Origin of the sequence: Erwinia sp. PPS120 (assembly GCF_047918655.1) — a bacterium.
Classification (GTDB): domain Bacteria; phylum Pseudomonadota; class Gammaproteobacteria; order Enterobacterales; family Enterobacteriaceae; genus Erwinia; species Erwinia tasmaniensis_A.
Genome location: NZ_JBLREF010000007.1, coordinates 207,114 through 226,252 on the forward strand (window position 1 = coordinate 207,114; position 19,139 = coordinate 226,252).

Genomic DNA, 19,139 nt, shown 5'->3' on the forward strand with positions numbered 1-19,139 from the left:
GCGGCTAAAACCGCAGCGAAAACCCCGGCCAAAACTGATGCTAAATCAGCAAGGGCAAGCACCAGTAAAAAGTAATCTACTCTGGGCCAGCACGCTGCTGGCCCATGCAATACTCCCTCTCCCGCGCTATACATCCTGACCATATTTGATATAGTTGTTATAGATAACGCCTTTCTTATTATTATAAAGCATTAGACCGGCATCAGCTGGCTGTAGCTCTGTTGCGCTGCAACCTGTCCCTGTGTCCGGCGCGCGGGCTTCAACCCTGGATGGAATAACAAATGAAATTGCAGCAGCTGCGTTATATCGTTGAAGTGGTTAATCATAACCTCAATGTCTCTTCAACGGCTGAGGGGCTTTACACCTCCCAACCCGGTATCAGTAAGCAGGTTCGTATGCTGGAAGACGAACTTGGCATCCAGATTTTCGCCCGCAGCGGCAAGCATCTGACTCAGGTCACCCCGGCTGGACAGGAAATCATCCGTATTGCCCGGGAAGTCTTATCAAAAGTGGATGCGATTAAGGCCGTGGCGGGTGAGCATACCTGGCCGGATAAAGGTTCACTCTACGTCGCGACCACTCACACACAGGCTCGCTACGCGCTGCCCAACGTGATCAAAGGGTTTATCGAACGCTACCCACGCGTCTCATTACATATGCATCAGGGCTCGCCCACGCAGATTGCCGAGGCCGTGTCGAAAGGCAATGCGGATTTCGCCATCGCCACCGAAGCCCTGCACCTGTATGACGATTTAATCATGCTGCCTTGTTATCACTGGAATCGCGCGATCGTCGTTACCCCCGATCACCCTCTGGCGGGTAAAACCAAAATCTCTATTGAGGAACTGGCAGAGTACCCGCTGGTCACGTATACCTTCGGATTTACGGGCCGTTCGGAACTGGATACGGCATTCAATCGGGCGGGGCTGGTGCCGCGTATTGTCTTTACTGCGACCGACGCGGATGTAATAAAAACTTATGTCAGACTGGGACTGGGCGTAGGGGTTATTGCCAGTATGGCGGTAGATCCGGTTTCCGACCCCGACCTTATCCGCATAGAGGCTACCGACGTCTTCAGCTACAGCACCACCAAGATAGGATTTCGTCGCAGCACCTTCCTGAGAAGTTATATGTATGATTTTATTCAGCGTTTTGCGCCTCACCTTACGCGAGATGTGGTCGATACCGCCGTGGGTTTGCGCTCGAATGACGACATCGAAGCGATGTTCAAGGACATTAAACTCCCCGCAAGATGATCCTCGTATACAGAATTTGTGTTATGTCAAGGCCCGCGTAACGGGCCTGATCCCCTCAAAAGTCCTTAACTATTGTTAACATCGCTGAAACCTTTTAATTATTTTTCATAAACAAAACATAGTTCACATGTTTTTTTATTGTTATTCATTAAATGAGAAACAGAACACATTTTTTGTTAACTGCCTTTGCGAAAGACCATGTTCATTATCATAATTTTTGTTAAGAGCGGCGTCAGATGGGACTTAAAAAGGTATAAATGATAAATTTATAGTAATGAGTGGATCTATTTTGCTACTAAAGCCGAATTATTTGGCTTAAGCGTTAATTAATTTACTTTAGTTTCATTAAAGGCGGCGGGAAAACAATGTGTGTTTTGATAAATCCCATTAATCGTTTTGTTCAATAAAAATTACTGGATTTCATCCCGTAAAATGTTTAGGATTCATCCTAATTTCTGATTGGTCCAAACAATCGTTTCAATGAGAGTGATTATCAAAAACTATGGCTACGAGATTATCTGTACAACCCGAATTCGGGCATAAGACCCTCAAGGTTCAGCGTAACAGCAATCTGAAGCGCAAGGCCTGGTTGGCGATTTTTGCAGGATCAGCGGTGTTTTGGATCGCTGTAGTATTCATGATTTGGCGTATTTGGGGATAACTATGCAGCTAAGGTCAGCGAACCACCTTCCGCAGCAGAACAGAAAGGTAAACGAAACGTATTGCAAAGCCCCTTCTCATGATCAGGTTATTATTCCAAAATCATGGCAGATGACCGATACGCAGCGTCAGTTTATTGAAATGATGATGGAAAACGAAAATAAATAATAAACCGTCTCATTTTTTTATTTCTTAACCCCTTTTTTTTATACAAAGAATTAGCCTCACCCTCTGCAGCAGGCATCTATTATGACAGAGTCACGCCGTGCTGCCGGGATGCGTAAGCAAATCATTAAGTGACATTTTCTCGACAACTTTTTTAAGCTCAAACTGACTGGCATTTCCCGACCTGAGTGAGGCAAATATGAATTTAACGCAAATGACCTGGTTTACTACCTGGACCTTTTCTGCCTTATTCTGGACGAGCCTCGTCTGGATGGGAATGATAATGCGCTAGTACGCGTCCTCAATTGCTCCGTCCTCTTTAACATAAACGCCTCGCTGACTTTGTCGCGAGGCGTTTATGTTTATTCAGATTGTTTCAGTGCTTGTCATTTGGTGTTGTTATCAGAACGTTACCTGATGTTTGTACTATGTTTAAATCTGACCCTGTAAATACTCGGGTTATAGTCAGAGTGAAACAAAGGAGGAGTGATGTCGTCTACCCTACACCAATTAAGTAAGGAGCAGCTGGAGGTAAAAGGCCAGCGTTACCATTACTACAGCCTCAGCCGGGCTGCTGAGGAGCTTGGTGACCTTTCGCGTCTGCCCAAATCCCTCAAGGTTTTGTTAGAAAATCTTCTGCGCTGGCAGGACGGCCAGTCCGTGACCGCTGACGATATTTCCGCGCTGGCTGGCTGGCTTGAAAATGCACATGCGGACCGTGAGATCGCCTATCGGCCCGCCCGCGTGTTGATGCAGGATTTTACCGGCGTTCCCGCCGTCGTTGACCTTGCCGCGATGCGCGAAGCCGTTAACCGCCTGGGCGGTGATGTGGCGAAAGTGAATCCGTTAACACCGGTGGATCTGGTCATTGATCACTCGGTTACGGTCGATCGCTTTGGAAATGATGACGCCTTTGAGGAAAACGTCCGCCTGGAAATGGAACGCAATCACGAGCGCTATGTGTTTTTACGCTGGGGGCAAAAAGCGTTCAATCAGTTTAGCGTGGTTCCACCCGGAACAGGTATCTGCCATCAGGTTAACCTGGAGTATTTAGGGCAGGCAGTCTGGCATGAAACGCTGGACGGGGAAGAATTTGCATGGCCGGATACCCTGGTGGGTACCGATTCCCACACCACCATGATTAATGCACTGGGTGTGCTGGGATGGGGGGTGGGCGGTATTGAGGCAGAAGCCGCCATGCTGGGACAGCCGGTTTCAATGCTTATTCCCGATGTGGTCGGTTTTAAATTGTCAGGGAAGCTCAGGCCCGGCATTACCGCTACCGATCTGGTGCTCACCGTCACTCAGCTGCTGCGCAAGCACGGCGTGGTCGGCAAATTTGTTGAATTCTATGGTGATGGACTGGATGACCTGCCGCTGGCGGATCGTGCCACCATAGCCAATATGGCACCGGAATATGGTGCAACCTGCGGATTTTTTCCGGTAGATGACGTCACTCTCGCCTATATGACCCTCACCGGACGCAGCGTGGAGCAGGTGGATCTGGTTGAAGCCTATGCCAAAGCCCAGGGCCTGTGGCGAAACCCGGGCGATGAGCCGGTATTTACCAGCTCCCTGGCGCTGGATATGAATGACGTTGAGGCCAGCGTAGCCGGGCCTAAACGCCCCCAGGATCGGGTGTCACTTGTTGATGTGCCTGAGGCATTCAATGCCAGCAATGAGCTGGAAGTTAATCAGGCGGTTAAACAGCACCAGCCAGTAACCTATACCGACAGCCAGACCGGCAGACAGCATCAGCTGGATGATGGGGCAGTAGTGATTTCCGCTATCACCTCCTGTACTAATACTTCGAATCCCAGCGTTCTGATGGCCGCAGGTCTGCTGGCTAAAAAAGCGGTTACCCTCGGCCTGAAACGCAAGCCGTGGGTAAAGGCCTCACTTGCGCCGGGTTCAAAAGTCGTATCGGATTATCTGGCTGCTGCCCGACTGACGCCTTATCTCGATAAGCTCGGTTTTAACCTTGTCGGCTATGGCTGCACGACCTGCATCGGCAACTCCGGCCCGCTGCCTGATGCGGTTGAAAACGCTATCAGGGCAGGAGATTTGACCGTGGGCGCGGTACTGTCCGGAAACCGTAACTTTGAAGGTCGCATTCATCCCTATGTCAAAACCAACTGGCTGGCATCGCCACCGCTGGTCGTTGCTTACGCGCTGGCGGGGAATATGAAAATCAATCTGCAAACGGATCCCATCGGAGAGGATACGACGGGCAAGCCGGTCTTCCTGAAAGATATATGGCCGTCGCCCGAGGAGATTGCAGAAGCAGTCGGGCAGGTGTCCACCGCGATGTTCCATAAAGAGTATGCCGAAGTTTTCGAAGGCACGCCCGAGTGGCAGCAGATTAAGGTTAGCGAGGCGGCGACCTATGACTGGGATGAAGGCTCAACCTATATTCGCCTGTCGCCGTTTTTTGATGAAATGGGCAAAGAGCCTGAGCCGGTTAAAGACATTCGCGGTGCCAGAATTCTCGCCATGCTGGGTGACTCAGTCACTACTGACCATATCTCACCAGCCGGTAGCATCAAAGCGGAAAGCCCTGCGGGGCGGTATTTGCAGCAGCATGGTGTTGAGCGCACCGATTTTAACTCTTACGGCTCCCGTCGCGGTAATCATGAGGTCATGATGCGCGGTACCTTCGCCAATATCCGCATTCGTAATGAGATGGTCCCGGGGATTGAGGGCGGCGTGACGCGTCTGGTCCCGGGCGGCGAACAGCTGTCAATTTATGATGCGGCAATGAAATATCAGCAGCAGGGGACCCCGCTTGCCGTCATTGCCGGTAAAGAGTACGGCTCCGGGTCGAGCCGTGACTGGGCGGCAAAAGGACCGCGTCTGCTGGGCGTGAGAGTGGTCATCGCTGAGTCATTTGAACGTATTCACCGTTCCAACCTGATCGGCATGGGGATTTTGCCGCTGGAGTTCCCACAGGGAGTGACGCGCAAAACGCTGGGTCTGACCGGTGACGAACAGATTGATGTGGCAAATCTGGGTGCACTGAAACCGGGCGGGCAGGTGAGCATGACGCTGACCCGCGCTGATGGTACACAGGAGACACTTGATGCGCGCTGTCGCATCGATACGGGTAATGAACTGACCTACTATCAGAATGACGGGATCCTGCATTACGTGATTCGCAATATGCTCAACTAACGGCGAGGGTCCGCTCCAGGGTAGCGGGCCTGGCTTATAAATGCCGGTCTGTACCGACAAGAGGGGGCTATGCAGAGAGACGCCGTAACGCAAAAGGCGCGGGTGTATACCCGCACCTGACGCCAATCGGTGGCCATACATGTCAGCAGGGATACCCGCTACCCGGCCTGCGCTTTCAGAAGGGCATCCCGATATGCATTGATTACTCTTTTGACAGCAGATGCCCCATCTTAGCGGCTTTGGTATCGAGGTAGTGGGCGTTCTCGGGATTGCGTCCAACGATTAAAGGGACACGCTCAACGATATTAATCCCGGCTTCACTCAGGATCTCAACCTTACGAGGGTTATTGGTCAGCAAACGCACTTCGCGCACCCCGAGCAGTTTGAACATATCTGCGCACAGCGTGAAATCGCGCTCGTCGGCGGCAAAGCCCAGCTGGTGGTTGGCTTCAACCGTATCGTAACCCTTGTCCTGTAAGGCATAAGCGCGAATTTTATTCAACAAACCGATATTACGCCCTTCCTGACGGTGATACAGCAGGACGCCGCGACCCTCTTCCGCAATGTGATTCAGCGCAGCTTCCAGTTGAAAACCACAATCACAGCGCAGGCTGAACAGCGCATCGCCGGTCAGACACTCAGAGTGAACGCGGGCCAGAACCGCTTCGCCATCGGTAATATCGCCATAAACCAGAGCAACGTGATCGTGGCCCGTCGCCAGTTCTTCAAATCCAACCATAAGGAAATCTCCCCATGGCGTGGGCAGTTTGGCCTCTGCCACCCTCTTAAGCTGCATGTGATTCTCCAGAATCTTCAGGTGTTGCGCTATCATCATGGTAGCGTGCTGTCAGCAGTCTGACACTCATCATTGCCGCTATTTTGCCACAATCAGTGCCGGTAAAGTGAATGAGTTAATGCGATCGCTGTTATACCGCACAATTATCACGTTCCGCCCCAGTATGTTATTATTTTTCATCATATTCTCAGCAGAAAGTAGTGCAAGCCCCGCAACGATTAAGGGAATCTATGTTTAGTATCGCCAAACGCACCACCCTGGGTGCGCTGTTATTACTGATTATGCCCGTTGGCGTCTGGCTCTCGGGCTGGCGGTGGCAGCCGGTAGAAATGGGCTTAGGCTACAAGCTGCTATTTGGGCTGACGGAAACCGTTACCAGCCCCTGGGGAACGCTGACCAGCCTCCTGCTCTGTGGGTGGTTTCTCTGGTGCTTACGGTTTCGTCTCAAACCGGCGGTGGTGCTGTTACTGATTGTTTCTGCCTCGCTTATGGCAGGGCAGTACGCCAAGACGTTTATTAAGCGTGAGGTTCAGGAGCCTCGCCCCTACGTGCTGTGGCTTGAGAAGAGCCAGGGCCTTAATGAAAAAACCTTCTATGAGCAAACGCGCAGGCAGCGTAGCGCGATGGTAACACAGGCCATGCGCGAGGATTCACAGCTCCCGGAGTGGCTTAAGCGGCACTGGGCGTTTGAAACGGGCTATGCTTTTCCGTCAGGGCATACGATGTTTGCTGCCACATGGGCCTTACTGGCGGTTGGGCTGCTGTGGCCCAGGCGACACAGGATCACCGTAGCAGTGATTCTGCTGTGGGCAACAGGCGTAATGGGCAGCAGGCTGGCGCTGGGCATGCACTGGCCGCGCGATCTTATCACCTCTACGATAATTAGCTGGCTGCTGGTGATGCTGGCCACGTGGCTGGTACAGCGCTTTTGTGGCCCGCTAACCGTGCTGGCGCACGAGCAAAAAGAGATGGCGAAGCGCGAACAACAGTAGCCAGTCATTGCGTTTATCCCGGCAGGCCCCATATCTACAGCATGCTGAGGGTCTGTTTTCACGGTCAATGTGGGTTCCCGACGCATCAGACAAGCAACAGGGCATTTTTTTTGGCATAATTCAGCTGGATAACACCAGATTAAAGGACGGACTGTGAAATATTTGCTGATTTTTTTACTGGTACTGGTGATTTTTATCATCTCCATTACCCTGGGGGCTCACAATGATCAGACGGTGACCTTTAACTATCTGTTAGCGCAGGGGCAGTACCGGGTATCCACGCTGTTAGCCACGTTGTTTGCCGCTGGTTTTATACTGGGCTGGGCAATATGCGGACTGTTCTGGCTAAGGGTGCGCGTGTCGCTGGCCCACGCTCAGCGTAAAGTTAAACGTCTGCAGCAGCAGCTGGGTCAGGCAGAAGAAACCGTGACAGCGTCACCCGTTCCCGCGGTCAAGGAATAATTTTTTATGTTGGAACTGCTGTTTCTGTTATTACCCGTTGCCGCTGCCTATGGCTGGTATATGGGACGGAGGAGTGCGCAGCAGGATAAACAACAGGAAGCCAGCCGTCTGTCGCGAGATTACGTCACCGGCGTCAATTTTCTGTTGTCCAATCAGCAGGACAAAGCCGTCGATCTGTTTCTGGACATGCTTAAAGAGGACAGCGGAGCGGTTGAAGCCCACCTGACGCTGGGCAATTTGTTCCGCTCTCGTGGCGAGGTGGATAAGGCCATACGCATTCACCAGTCGTTAATGGAAAGCGCTTCGCTGACTTACGATCAGCGGCTGCTGGCGATCCAGCAGCTAGGGCGGGACTATATGGCGGCAGGTTTTTACGATCGTGCCGAGGAGATGTTCAGCCATCTGGTGGATGAAACCGATTTTCGCATTGGTGCGCTTCAGCAGCTGTTGCTCATTCATCAGGCGACCAGCGACTGGAGCAAAGCCATCGAGGTGGCAGAGCGGCTGGTGAAGTTGGGGAAAGATAAGCAACGTCTGGAGATCGCCCACTTTTACTGTGAGCTCGCGCTCCAGGCAATGGGAAGTGACGATCTCGACCGGGCGATGACGCTGTTGCGTAAAGGAGAGTCGGCCGATCGTGATTGCGCGCGTGTCTCGATAATGATGGGCCGCATTCATATGGCCAGGGCCGAATATGCGAAAGCGGTAGGGCATTTGCAGCGTGTGATCGAGCAGGATATAGAGCTGGTCAGCGAAACGCTGGAGATGCTCCAAACCTGCTACCAGCACCTGGATAAGCAGGCTGAGTGGGTTGACTACCTTAAGCGCTGCGTCGAAGAAAATACCGGGTCCGCTGCTGAACTCTATCTTTCCGATGTCATTGAAAAAGACGAAGGGGGAGAGGTCGCGCAGCTTTATATTAATCGCCAGCTCCAGCGTCATCCGACTATGCGGGGCTTTCATCGCCTGATGGACTATCACCTGCAGGAGGCGGAAGACGGCAGGGCGAAAGAGAGTCTGATGGTGCTGCGCGATATGGTCGGTGAGCAAATCCGTACTAAACCACGCTATCGCTGCCATAAATGCGGTTTTACCGCCCATGCACTTTACTGGCACTGCCCATCCTGCCGGGCCTGGTCTTCGGTAAAACCTATTCGCGGTCTTGACGGGCAGTAACGCAATCTGCGTTACTGGCTCGCGTCCGTACCGTACTTTAGTTACAACATGCTAATAAATTGTCACCGTCAGGTTTCAGAAACCAGGGTGTTTGCTTCATCTGGCAGAAGTAAAAAGGGAAAACTGACCAGGGAACTGTGAATTTTCCGGTACCGCAGGTAGAATGCTTGCCGTTTGTCGCCTGCACCGTTGGTGCTCTACTTAAAAGGGTATATGCATGCATTCACCTCAGATAGCGGGTTCTCCGATTCTGCTGGCATTAGACTACGCGTGTCTCGACAGCGCGATGGCTTTCGTTGACCAGATTGATCCCAAAAGCTGTCGCCTTAAGGTAGGCAAAGAGATGTTTACCCTTTTTGGCCCACAGCTGGTGCGGGACCTCCAGCAGCGAGGCTTTGAGATCTTCCTCGATCTCAAGTTCCATGATATTCCCAACACTACGGCGCACGCGGTGGCTGCTGCCGCCGATCTTGGCGTATGGATGGTAAACGTCCACGCTGGCGGCGGGGCGCGTATGATGACGGCAGCCCGGGAAGCGCTACTCCCTTTTAGCAACGATGCGCCGATGCTGATCGCCGTTACCGTACTCACCAGCATGGATGCGGAAGATCTCAGGGAGCTGGGGATCACGCTGTCGCCCGCTGAGCATGCAGAACGGCTGGCGCGTCTGACTCAACAGTGTGGTCTTGACGGCGTGGTCTGTTCTGCGCACGAAGCGGTTCGCTTCAGGCAGGCGCTGGGAAGCGCCTTTAAGCTGGTGACGCCAGGCATTCGACCGGCGGGCAGCGAAGCGGGCGACCAGCGACGTATTATGACACCCCAGCAGGCACAGCAGGCGGGTGTGGATTATATGGTGATTGGTCGTCCCGTTACGCAATCCCCGGACCCGGCAGCCACGCTGGCCGAAATTCTGACTTCACTACAGGAGGCATAATGGCTGATAACGAAAACAGGCTGGTTTATTCCACCGAAACGGGTCGCATTGATGCGCCAAAAGTGACCCCACAGCGTCCTGAGGGTGATGGTATTGTCCGCATTCAGCGGCAAACCAGCGGCAGGAAGGGAAAGGGCGTTTGCCTGATTAGCGGACTGGATTTAATGGATAACGAACTGGATAAGCTGGCCGCGGAGCTTAAGAAAAAATGTGGCTGCGGCGGCGCGGTTAAGGCGGGAATAATTGAAATTCAGGGCGATAAACGCGACCTGATTAAAGCGCTGCTGGAAGCAAAGGGTCTGAAGGTCAAGCTGGCGGGTGGCTGAATTAAAAAGACAGGGCCGCGCAGATTCGCGGCCCTGGCAGGGATGTGCTGCTATAGTCTTATTTTTGTTAGTATAGAAATTAACGGCTAATCTGATGGCCGATAACCCCACCCACTGCGGCGCCGCCAAGGGTACCTAAACCGCTACCATTGGAAAGAACAGAACCACCAATTGCACCTGCACCCGCCCCAAGTGCCGTATTACGATCGCGTTTTGACCAGTGTGAGCAGGCGCTCAGTGAAAGGACTAACGTTGCGGCCAGCACGGCGGCGGAAAGGCGTTTTGCGGTCATAGACATAATAACTTCTCCAAAATTGCTACTACAGGGAACTCTGCTTAAGTATAGCGTTCAACCTGCGTTTCTGGCCCGCTCTCAGCATAATTATTAGCGATTTATCTCCCTAAAAAGAAACAAACCGCATAATCCTCTAATGAGGTAGTGAGAGAGGGTTAGCGAGATCGCAGGGAAAGTTAGATGGCTAACTATCACTCCTGGTTCTATTGCTGACATTAATTATAACCCGGCGGTGGCGGGGCGAAAGGTAAAAAATCTTATTTAGCGCCCCGCGGCCCCGGCCACAGTCCCTTCAGCGCCATATTGTTAACTGAATCATCACAATCAGGGATCAACAGCCAGTTTCTGCCCTACATCCAGCCGTTACCTCCATACCCGCCATCGCCGTGAACACTGAAAATAAAAAGAAACGCGATGGGAGCAGAAAGTGTTAGAACAACTCAAGCAGCAGGTGCTGGAGGCGAATCTCGACCTTCCGCGTCATAACCTGGTGGTCTTCACCTGGGGGAATGTAAGCGCCGTGGATCGTGAATCCGGGCTGATGGTGATTAAGCCCTCGGGCGTTAACTATGGTGCAATGACGCAGGACGACATGGTGGTGGTTAACGTGCTGACGGGTGACGTTGTCGAGGGGAGCAAACGGCCCTCTTCCGATACGGATACGCACCGTGCGCTCTATCAGGCCTGGCCGCAAATTGGGGGGATTGTTCATACGCATTCCCGCCATGCCACTATCTGGGCCCAGTCAGGCCGGGATATTCCCGCATGGGGGACCACCCATGCCGACGACTTTTACGGTGCGGTTCCCTGTACCCGACAGATGCACACCAGCGAAATTCAGGGGCGCTATGAGTGGGAAACCGGGCAGGTGATCATTGAAACATTCAGGGAAAGGCAGCTGGATCCGCTGGCCATCCCCGCCGTGTTAATTCACTCGCATGGGCCGTTCTGTTGGGGCAAAACGGCAGACGACGCGGTTCACTCTGCGGTGGTCCTGGAAGAGGTCGCTTATATGGGTATCTACAGCCAGCAGCTTTCGCCTGAACTCCCGGCAATGCAGCCGTCTCTTCTGGATCGCCACTATTTACGCAAGCACGGCAGTAATGCCACCTATGGTCAGAAAAAGTAATTCTTTCAACGACGCTTACGTTACTTTCGCATTAATCACATCCCTTAAGTTGCTGTCACCGCGGGTTACGCACGCGGCTGACAGCATGCGTCGGGCCTCCTCTGTTTTATCTTAAAAATCAATTACCCGTTTAGAGAACAGCCCCTCTGGATTACGCTTGAACCGCATTTAAGCACACCCATAAACAGAGGAAATATCATGACCGTTATTAATCAAACTACCTGCAGGCTGTTTAGTGAAGTTGGTCAAACCACCCAGCTTTCCGCGTACTATGAAGAAGGCCGCCGTACGATGTGGATGATGCTACGGGCGCAGCCGCGTCCAAGTTTTAACCATGAGCTTATTGAAGAGATAATGAATCTCAGCTATGCCGCCCAGCGATCAGGCTTGCCGATCGATTTCTGGGTTACCGGTTCGCTGGTACCGACCATGTTTAATGCGGGCGGCGATCTCAACTTCTTCGCCCAGTGCATTAAAAACGGACGCCGTGAAGCCCTGCGCGCCTATGCCCGGGCCTGCGTAGACTGCATCCATGCCGCCGCAAGGGGGTTCGATACGGGTGCAGTCAGTATTGCCATGATTGAGGGTAGCGCGTTGGGCGGCGGCTTTGAGGCCGCGCTGGCGCACCACTTCATCCTCGCTCAGGACACCGCGCGAATGGGCTTTCCTGAAATTGCCTTCAACCTCTTCCCGGGAATGGGAGGATATTCACTGGTGGCACGCCGCTCCGGGATGAAGCTGGCGGAGGAGTTAATCTGTGAGGGAGAGTCCCACAGCGCCGAGTGGTTTGCAGAGCGTGGGCTGGTGGATAAAGTTTTTCAGCCCGGGGAGGGCTATCAGGCGACCCGCACCTTTATTGACGTGCTGCGGCCAAAGCTGAACGGGGTGAGGGCGATGCTCAAAGCCCGCCAGCGCGTACTGCAATTATCGCGTGCTGAACTGATGGATATCACCGAAGACTGGGTCGATTTTGCCTTTACCATGGAGCCCAAAGATCTTGCTTATATGGAGCGTCTGGTTCTGATACAAAACCGCCACAGCGCTCAGGCATTAAGAAAAGTAAGCTAATTCTTTAGATGTACCTTAAGCCAGTGCTCGAGTTCGTTAGCGGGCATTGGCTTTGCGTAAAGATAGCCCTGACGTCCATTGACGCCGCTGGCAATAACAAATGCCTCTTCCTCTTTAGTTTCAATCCCCTCAGCGATTACGCTGAGATCCAGCGCCCGGGCAACGGCGACAATGGCCTTAACCAGCGACTGCGACACCGGCTGGTGATTCACATCGCGAATAAAGCTTTGATCGAGTTTAATCGCGTTAATTGGTACGCGTGCCAGCTGAGAAAGCGACGAGTAGCCGGTGCCAAAATCATCAAGATGCACTTCAGCGCCCAGCGTTTTAAACTGCGCCATCAGCGACAGCGCTTTCTCTTCATTTTCAATCAGGCAGCTTTCGGTGAGTTCAATATCGATCGGGCTTTCACTCAACCCCGCCTGTTCAAGCGCCTGTTTGAAATCCACCAGGATGCTTTGATCGGCCAGCTGCCGAGGCGAAACGTTCACCGCAATGCGCAGATGAATGCCCTTTTCCCGCCAGCGGAGCGTCTGTGCCAGTGCGGTAAGCATGACCCAGCGGCCTAAGGGGACAATCAGCCCCGACTCCTCGGCATAGGAGATGAAACTGCCGGGCGGCACCAGGCCGCGTTCTGGCGACTGCCAGCGCACCAGGGCCTCCACGCTGGAAACGTGGCCATTAGCGTCCAGCTTTGGCTGATAGTGAAGGATAAGCTGATCCTGCTTGAGTGCTTTCCGCAAATTAGTATCCAGCCAGAGGTATTCAAACACCCGCTGGTTCATCTCATTGGAGAAGATGCAGAACTTGCCGCGCCCGCTCTCTTTGGCCGTATACATGGCGGTATCGGCATTGCGGATCAGACTCTCGCGGTCGCCGCCGTGCTGGGGGCTCACCGCCACGCCGATCGAACAGCCGGAGTAGACTTCAATCAGCCCAATACGGAACGGGAGCTTAAGGCGCTCAAGAATGCGTTTTGACATTGCCTCCAGCGCGCACTGGCTTGAGTTAAGTGCCAGTACAATAAATTCATCGCCACCGAGACGGGCCAGCGTCTGATCGGTTTCCAGACAGCCGAGGATGGCAAGGGAGACGGCCTGTAACAGCCGATCGCCAAACATATGCCCGTAAGCATCATTCACCTTCTTGAAGTTATCCAGATCCAGATACACAATACCCACCTGACTGTCGCCACGCTGTTCCACCGCGTCGCCGATAGCAAGATGTATCGCATTGCGATTGGGCAGGCCGGTAATGGTATCCGTATTGGCCAGCACCTGCAGACGCTCCTGTGCGCGGCGCTCTTCGGTAATATCCGTCCCGGAGCAGATAAGATAAATTTCATTTTTACCGCTACCGCTATGAACAAACTTATTGCGGAACAGAAACAGGCGCTGGCCCTTTTTGGTCTTAACCCAGCGCTCTACCTCATAGGAACTGCCATCCCGGAAAAATCCGCTGATGTTACGTCGTGAGGCCGCAGCTTCCTGGCGGGTCATAAAGAGCTGGAAGACGTTGCAGCCAATCACTTCCTGCTCTTTAAGGCCGGTATACTCCTCACTCATGCGGTTAAAACGCTGAATATTTCCACGCTGGTCAAGGATAACAATCACCGAATTAGCCTCAGAGACAACCTGCTCGGCGAAAGAGAGCCCTAACGACAGATCGCGCGCCACGGCCGAGGTATCACCCCATGCTGATGCGCTACCCGCCCACTCCGAACGGTTAACCTTGCGGCCAACCAGATGCATCGGGATCTCTTCACCATAGAGAGAGAGGGTAAGATTCACGCTGGAGGTAATCACGGTCATACCTCGCAGCAGCCTGGCCTGAACCGGCGTAAGCGCCACAGCAATGTGAGTGGAAGAGGTTTCATCTTCAGCGAAATTAAGCGCATCGCTGTCGGAAGTTAAACGCCAATGCGGGCTTGTAGTACCAAACCGGGTAAAAAATAACGACTGCCCGTAGTCATCGGTCATTTAATGATCTCCTTAAAGCATGCAATGCAGCTGTATCTTATTATTTTAGCAACAGTATTCGGCAACCTGCACAATCACAAGCCGAATAATGAATATATTTCTTTAGTGAAGATGAACAGCGAAATTAATCTACCCCGCTGGAACGCGTGGAAGGGCCGCTTAAAAAAATAACGTTGTGATGGTACTGCGGGAGAGAGTAACTGCGACGATACCCCCGCGCTTGAGGCGGGGGACGTAGCTGAATGCACAGGGTGAAATCCAAGGGCGTTAGCAGGGACACCTGCCGCCGCCTTTCCCCAGATAGCGGGCATCAATGCAGTAGCGGTGAAATGCTTTCTCGGTCATGGGTGTTAATTCAGGGTGCTGCTGCTGCATATGCCGCACGTAGCCGACATAGTCCCGCACCCCGACCATTAATCTGAAGCTCTGCGCCAGCCGTGATATCACCAGCCCGGCAGAGAGACGCGTCGTATTATCAGACATGGCTGGCCTCGTTTCTCAGTGTCGTATCGCTTTCGTGAACGGTTGGCTGGTCGCTGTTGAGTGCCCGGCGGATCACAAAAAAGGCGGCAATCAGCATCGTCACCGCGACCAGCATAAAGAAGGCGCAAAGCGCCGCGTTGATCTGGTTACTTAACACAATCGTCTGCATATCCGCTAACGTCTTCGCCGGAGCGATAATCGTGTCATTCTCAATGCCAGCTGAGAATTTACGCGCCTGCGCCAGAAAACCAATATTGGGCTGGGGATGGAAAATTTTTTGCCAGCCGGCGGTCATTGAGGTGATCAGCAGCCAGGCGGTGGGCAGAAGGGTCACCCACGCATAGCGCTGTTTCTTCATTTTGAACAGCACCACGGTGCCGAGGATCAGCGCCATCGAGGCCAGCATCTGATTGCCAATGCCGAACAGCGGCCAGAGCGTGTTTATTCCGCCCAGTGGGTCTTTGACGCCCTGATAAACAAAGAAGCCCCATCCGGCAACGGCAACGCTGGTGCCCGCAATGTTGCCGAGCCATGAACGATTATTACCCAGGGCGGGGACTACCGTACCAATCAGGTCCTGTACCATAAAACGGCAGGCCCGGGTACCGGCATCGACGGCGGTGAGAATAAACAGCGCTTCAAAGAGGATCGCAAAGTGATACCAGAATGCCATCATCGCCCGGCTGTTAAATACCTCGGTAATGATATGTGCCATGCCAACGGCAAAGGTTGGGGCGCCGCCCGCCCGTGAAAGTATTGATCCTTCACCGACATCGCGGGCAATGCCATTCAGCACTTCTGGTGTCACCACAAAGCCCCAGCCGTTAATGGCCTGTGAGGCCGTTTCGACCGTGGTGCCAATCAGGGCCGCTGGTGAGTTCATGGCAAAATAGACGCCGGGTTCGATTACGGAAGCGCAAATCAGCGCCATAATCGCCACGAATGACTCCATCAGCATTGCGCCATAGCCAATGAAGCGGATATGACTTTCACGCTCGACCAGTTTCGGCGTAGTGCCGCTGGAAACCAGCGCGTGGAAGCCTGAAATGGCTCCACAGGCGATAGTAATAAACAAAAAAGGGAACAGACTGCCTGAAAATACCGGACCGCTGCCATCGGTAAATCGCGTCAGGGCAGGCATTTTCATTTCGGGCATGGCGAAAACAATTCCCACAGCCAGCCCGACAATCACCCCAATTTTGAGGAAGGTTGACAGATAGTCACGCGGTGCCAGCAGCAGCCAGACAGGGAGAACGGAGGCGATAAAGCCATAGATAACCAGCACCCAGGTCAGGGTTGTTCCATCCAGGGTAAAGAAGGGGCCTAAAGTGGGATGCTGCGCGATATTGCCGCCATAAATAATCGCGGCCATCATCAGCACAAAGCCAATCAGTGACACCTCAGCAATTTTACCTGGTCGAATAAATCGCATATAGATGCCCATAAGCAGTGCAATGGGCAGCGTGGCGGCAATGGTAAACAGCCCCCAGGGGCTGTTCGCCAGCGCTTTTACCACCACCAGCGCCAGCGCGGAAAGAATAATAATCATCACGCCCAGCGCGCCGAGCATGGTCACCACCCCCGCAAAGGCCCCCAGCTCCTGCTTTGCCATTTCACCCAGCGAGCGGCCATCGCGCCGGGTGGAGATAAACAGAATCAAAAAGTCCTGCACCGCACCGGCCAGCATCACGCCGACCAGGATCCAAAGGGTCCCAGGGAGAAAGCCCATTTGTGCCGCCAGAATCGGGCCAACCAGCGGTCCTGCCCCGGCAATTGCGGCAAAGTGATGACCGAACAGTACCCATTTGTGGGTGGGCACATAGTCCAGACCGTCGTTATAGCGCTCGGCAGGCGTGCGTCTGCGGTCGTCCAGTTCAAAAATATCCCTGGCGATAAACAGGCTGTAAAATCGCCAGGCAATGCTGTAACAGGCCACCGAAGCCACCACCAGCCACAGTGCGTTAACATGTTCGCCACGGCTTAATGCCAGCATGGCAAACGCGCCAGCGCCGATCACCGCCACCGCACTCCATATCACGCCGGTTTTGACATTTCTCATCATATAACTCCTTGCAGCAACCATAAGAAGGGGCACAGAAGTTTAAGGTAATGTAATCGTTTGTTAATGAAAGTGAATCAGCGGAGAAGTGTGAGGAGGGGAGGTTTTTTTCGTTATCGGCCGGGCATCCGGGTGATAAGGACGTTTCTTGATTATCGGGGTGAGCCGCTGGCTGATGGGGAGGGTTTTACGTCAGCAGGTGAGGCAGGTGGGATAAAGGCTATCCCACCTGCGGGGGTATTATGCGACCGGTCGGGCCACCACGCTGCGCGTCTCCATACGCACTTCAGCGATCGTCACCTCAATCACGTCCGTAACGCGATAAACGACTTCGCCTTTAATCTGCACGCTGCCATTCTCCTGGCTGCACACCATCTCATCGCGCACCGCGTGAATAAAGGGGGCAGGGATAAAGGCAACCGCGCCGTTATCGGTCAGCCGCACGCGCATACCGCCGCGTGACACATCAATGATCTCCGCACTGAAGCGTCGATCGGTTCCGGCGGCGCTTTGCAGAAAGCGCGAGTATAACCAGTCTCCGACATCACGCTCAGCCATACGGTTCTGACGGCGACGCTCGGCCATTCTCACCGTTATCGCGTCCTGAGGGCGTGGGGCGCTTTCGCCTTTGATAATCGCCTTCAGCAGGCGATGGTTGATCATATCGCCATATTTACGGATAGGTGAGGTCCAGGTGGCATAGGCTTCAAGGCCCAGGCCGAAATGGGGACCGGGTTCAATACTGACCTCAGCAAACGACTGAAAACGGCGGATACGGCTGTCGAGGAACTGCGTCGGCTGCGCATCCAGCTCACGGCGCAGGGCGCGGAAACCTTCCAGCGTGGCGATAGCCAGCGGGTCGACCTTCACACCGTGGTTTTCAAGCACACTGGCCGCCAGCTCAGCACCGGCTGCATCAAAGCCCTGATGGACGTTATAAACGCCGAAGCCCAGCTTATCGCGCAGTACGGTCGCCGCACAGATATTGGCGGCGATCATGGCTTCTTCGACAATACGGTTAGCAATACGGCGGTGTTCAGCGATGATATCCAGCACTTCGCCTTTCTCACCCAGCAGGAAGCGGAAATCAGGGCGATCTTTAAACACCAGCGCATGGGTCTGACGCCATTCGGCGCGCGCCAGGCAGAGGCGGTGCAGCAGACGAATTTGATGCGCGATGGCATCCGTTTCCGGCTGCCAGTCACCGATATTCTCCAGCCAGTCAGAGACATTGTCGTAGGCCAGTTTGGCTTTGGACTCGATCCAGGCGGCGAAGAAGTGAATATCCGCACCCAGCGAGCCATCTGCGGCAACGCGAACGCGGCAGGCCAGTACCGGACGGCGTTCATGCGGGCGCAGCGAGCAGATATCGTCAGAGAGCTGACGTGGCAGCATCGGAATATTAAAGCCCGGCAGGTAGTTGGTGAATGCGCGCTGTGCGGCAATGGTATCCAGCTCACTGCCGGCCGCCACATAAGCCGTCGGATCGGCAATGGCGATGGTCAGCTGCACCTCACCTTCCGGCGTTTCCTGCACGTAGAGCGCATCATCCATGTCTTCGGTGCTGGCGCTGTCGATGGTGACAAACTCCAGCGCGGTCAGATCCTCGCGCGTTGGCTGCTCATCCAGCATATCGCCAGCGGTTGCCTCGGGCGCTTCACGTTCCAGATTGTGGCGTGACAGGGTGACCCACCAGGGGGCGAGATGATCGTCGGCGGTGGTAATAAAGCTTGTCAGCTCGGCGTAGAAGGTACGGTCGCCCTTCAGCGGGTGGCGGCGCATTTCGGCCACGGCCCAGTCGCCCTGCTGAAAATCATGCTGGACGCTGCGGTCCGCACGGCACTGAATAGCGTCTTTCAACAGAGGATGGTCGGGAATGATGGAAAGACGATCGTCTTTCTTCTGTACGCGGCCAACAAAGCGGGTCAGGAATGGCTCTATCAGCGTTTCGGGATCGGCAACCTCACGATCCTTATCGGTCTGGATCACCGCGCTTACGCGGTCGCCATGCATCACCTTTTTCATAAAAGGCGGCGGAATGAAGTAACTCTTTTGTGCGTCAACTTCGAGAAAGCCGAAGCCTTTTTCCGTGCCTTTTACCACCCCTTCAACACGCGGCGTCTGGGAGTGGAGTTTCTCTTTGAGCTGCGCGAGCAGCGGGTTATCCTGGAACATAATCTCAACAGTT

General features: G+C 53.7%; 16 protein-coding genes and 1 pseudogene. 11 read left to right on the forward strand and 6 right to left on the reverse strand.

What is annotated here, in order from left to right:
- Positions 1-281 precede the first annotated feature (281 nt).
- The 4 genes from cysB (at position 282) to acnA (ending at position 5,252) form a co-directional block, all read left to right on the forward strand.
- Positions 282-1,256: an HTH-type transcriptional regulator CysB gene (gene cysB, locus ACLRGG_RS04620; RefSeq protein WP_416248631.1), complete on the forward strand. Its 975-nt coding sequence runs from the start codon at positions 282-284 to the stop codon at positions 1,254-1,256.
- A gap of 502 nt (positions 1,257-1,758) precedes the next feature.
- A complete protein-coding gene (locus ACLRGG_RS04625; RefSeq protein ID WP_416248632.1) occupies positions 1,759-1,917 on the forward strand; it encodes a YmiA family putative membrane protein in 159 nt (52 codons plus the stop codon).
- Positions 1,918-1,919: 2 nt separating this feature from the next.
- Entirely contained in the window at positions 1,920-2,084 is a 165-nt protein-coding gene (locus ACLRGG_RS21420; RefSeq protein WP_503369209.1) for a YciX family protein, read from the forward strand.
- A 486-nt stretch (positions 2,085-2,570) separates the two neighbouring features.
- On the forward strand, positions 2,571-5,252 hold the full coding sequence (acnA, locus tag ACLRGG_RS04630; protein WP_416248633.1) for an aconitate hydratase AcnA: 2,682 nt from the start codon (positions 2,571-2,573) through the stop codon (positions 5,250-5,252).
- A 202-nt stretch (positions 5,253-5,454) separates the two neighbouring features.
- On the opposite strand, the gene ribA is transcribed toward acnA, so the two are convergent.
- A complete protein-coding gene (ribA, locus tag ACLRGG_RS04635) occupies positions 5,455-6,048 on the reverse strand; it encodes a GTP cyclohydrolase II (protein ID WP_067701502.1) in 594 nt (197 codons plus the stop codon).
- Positions 6,049-6,278: 230 nt separating this feature from the next.
- On the opposite strand from ribA, the gene pgpB reads away from it, so the two are divergent.
- The 5 genes from pgpB (at position 6,279) to yciH (ending at position 9,938) form a co-directional block, all read left to right on the forward strand.
- Complete coding sequence (gene pgpB, locus ACLRGG_RS04640; protein ID WP_416248634.1) at positions 6,279-7,040, forward strand: phosphatidylglycerophosphatase B; 762 nt, start codon at positions 6,279-6,281, stop codon at positions 7,038-7,040.
- 153 nt (positions 7,041-7,193) lie between these two features.
- Positions 7,194-7,502: a LapA family protein gene (locus ACLRGG_RS04645; RefSeq protein WP_416248635.1), complete on the forward strand. Its 309-nt coding sequence runs from the start codon at positions 7,194-7,196 to the stop codon at positions 7,500-7,502.
- Between the two features lie 6 nt (positions 7,503-7,508).
- On the forward strand, positions 7,509-8,678 hold the full coding sequence (lapB, locus tag ACLRGG_RS04650) for a lipopolysaccharide assembly protein LapB (RefSeq protein ID WP_416248636.1): 1,170 nt from the start codon (positions 7,509-7,511) through the stop codon (positions 8,676-8,678).
- Between the two features lie 217 nt (positions 8,679-8,895).
- The gene (pyrF, locus tag ACLRGG_RS04655; RefSeq protein WP_416248637.1) at positions 8,896-9,612 is read left to right on the forward strand and encodes an orotidine-5'-phosphate decarboxylase; all 717 of its coding nucleotides are present in this window, start codon (positions 8,896-8,898) and stop codon (positions 9,610-9,612) included.
- Positions 9,612-9,938: a stress response translation initiation inhibitor YciH gene (gene yciH, locus ACLRGG_RS04660; protein WP_416248638.1), complete on the forward strand. Its 327-nt coding sequence runs from the start codon at positions 9,612-9,614 to the stop codon at positions 9,936-9,938. The genes pyrF and yciH overlap by 1 nt, the downstream gene beginning before the upstream one ends.
- A gap of 79 nt (positions 9,939-10,017) precedes the next feature.
- Here yciH and osmB read toward each other — a convergent pair whose 3' ends face one another.
- A complete protein-coding gene (osmB, locus tag ACLRGG_RS04665; RefSeq protein WP_416248639.1) occupies positions 10,018-10,236 on the reverse strand; it encodes an osmotically-inducible lipoprotein OsmB in 219 nt (72 codons plus the stop codon).
- 424 nt (positions 10,237-10,660) lie between these two features.
- On the opposite strand from osmB, the gene araD reads away from it, so the two are divergent.
- Together araD and ACLRGG_RS04675 are read left to right on the forward strand one after the other, a co-directional pair.
- Positions 10,661-11,362 (forward strand): L-ribulose-5-phosphate 4-epimerase, encoded by a 702-nt coding sequence (araD, locus tag ACLRGG_RS04670; protein ID WP_416248640.1) that lies wholly within the window; start codon positions 10,661-10,663, stop codon positions 11,360-11,362.
- Between the two features lie 198 nt (positions 11,363-11,560).
- Positions 11,561-12,430: a crotonase/enoyl-CoA hydratase family protein gene (locus tag ACLRGG_RS04675; protein ID WP_067701534.1), complete on the forward strand. Its 870-nt coding sequence runs from the start codon at positions 11,561-11,563 to the stop codon at positions 12,428-12,430.
- Here ACLRGG_RS04675 and pdeR read toward each other — a convergent pair.
- From pdeR to ACLRGG_RS04695, 4 genes and pseudogenes are all read right to left on the reverse strand, one after another.
- Positions 12,427-14,409 carry a cyclic di-GMP phosphodiesterase gene (gene pdeR / locus ACLRGG_RS04680; RefSeq protein WP_416248641.1) on the reverse strand — a complete coding sequence of 661 codons (1,983 nt, stop codon included), beginning with the start codon at positions 14,407-14,409 and terminating at the stop codon, positions 12,427-12,429. The two genes, ACLRGG_RS04675 and pdeR, sit on opposite strands and share 4 nt — an antisense overlap.
- Positions 14,410-14,676: 267 nt before the next feature.
- Positions 14,677-14,859, reverse strand: a pseudogene (locus tag ACLRGG_RS04685) (YbdD/YjiX family protein); the annotation flags it as partial.
- Positions 14,860-14,884: 25 nt separating this feature from the next.
- Positions 14,885-16,951: a carbon starvation CstA family protein gene (locus tag ACLRGG_RS04690; protein WP_416248674.1), complete on the reverse strand. Its 2,067-nt coding sequence runs from the start codon at positions 16,949-16,951 to the stop codon at positions 14,885-14,887.
- A 240-nt stretch (positions 16,952-17,191) separates the two neighbouring features.
- Positions 17,192-19,126, reverse strand: a complete 1,935-nt coding sequence (locus ACLRGG_RS04695; protein WP_416248642.1) for an exoribonuclease II — start codon at positions 19,124-19,126, stop codon at positions 17,192-17,194.
- Positions 19,127-19,139: the final 13 nt, after the last annotated feature.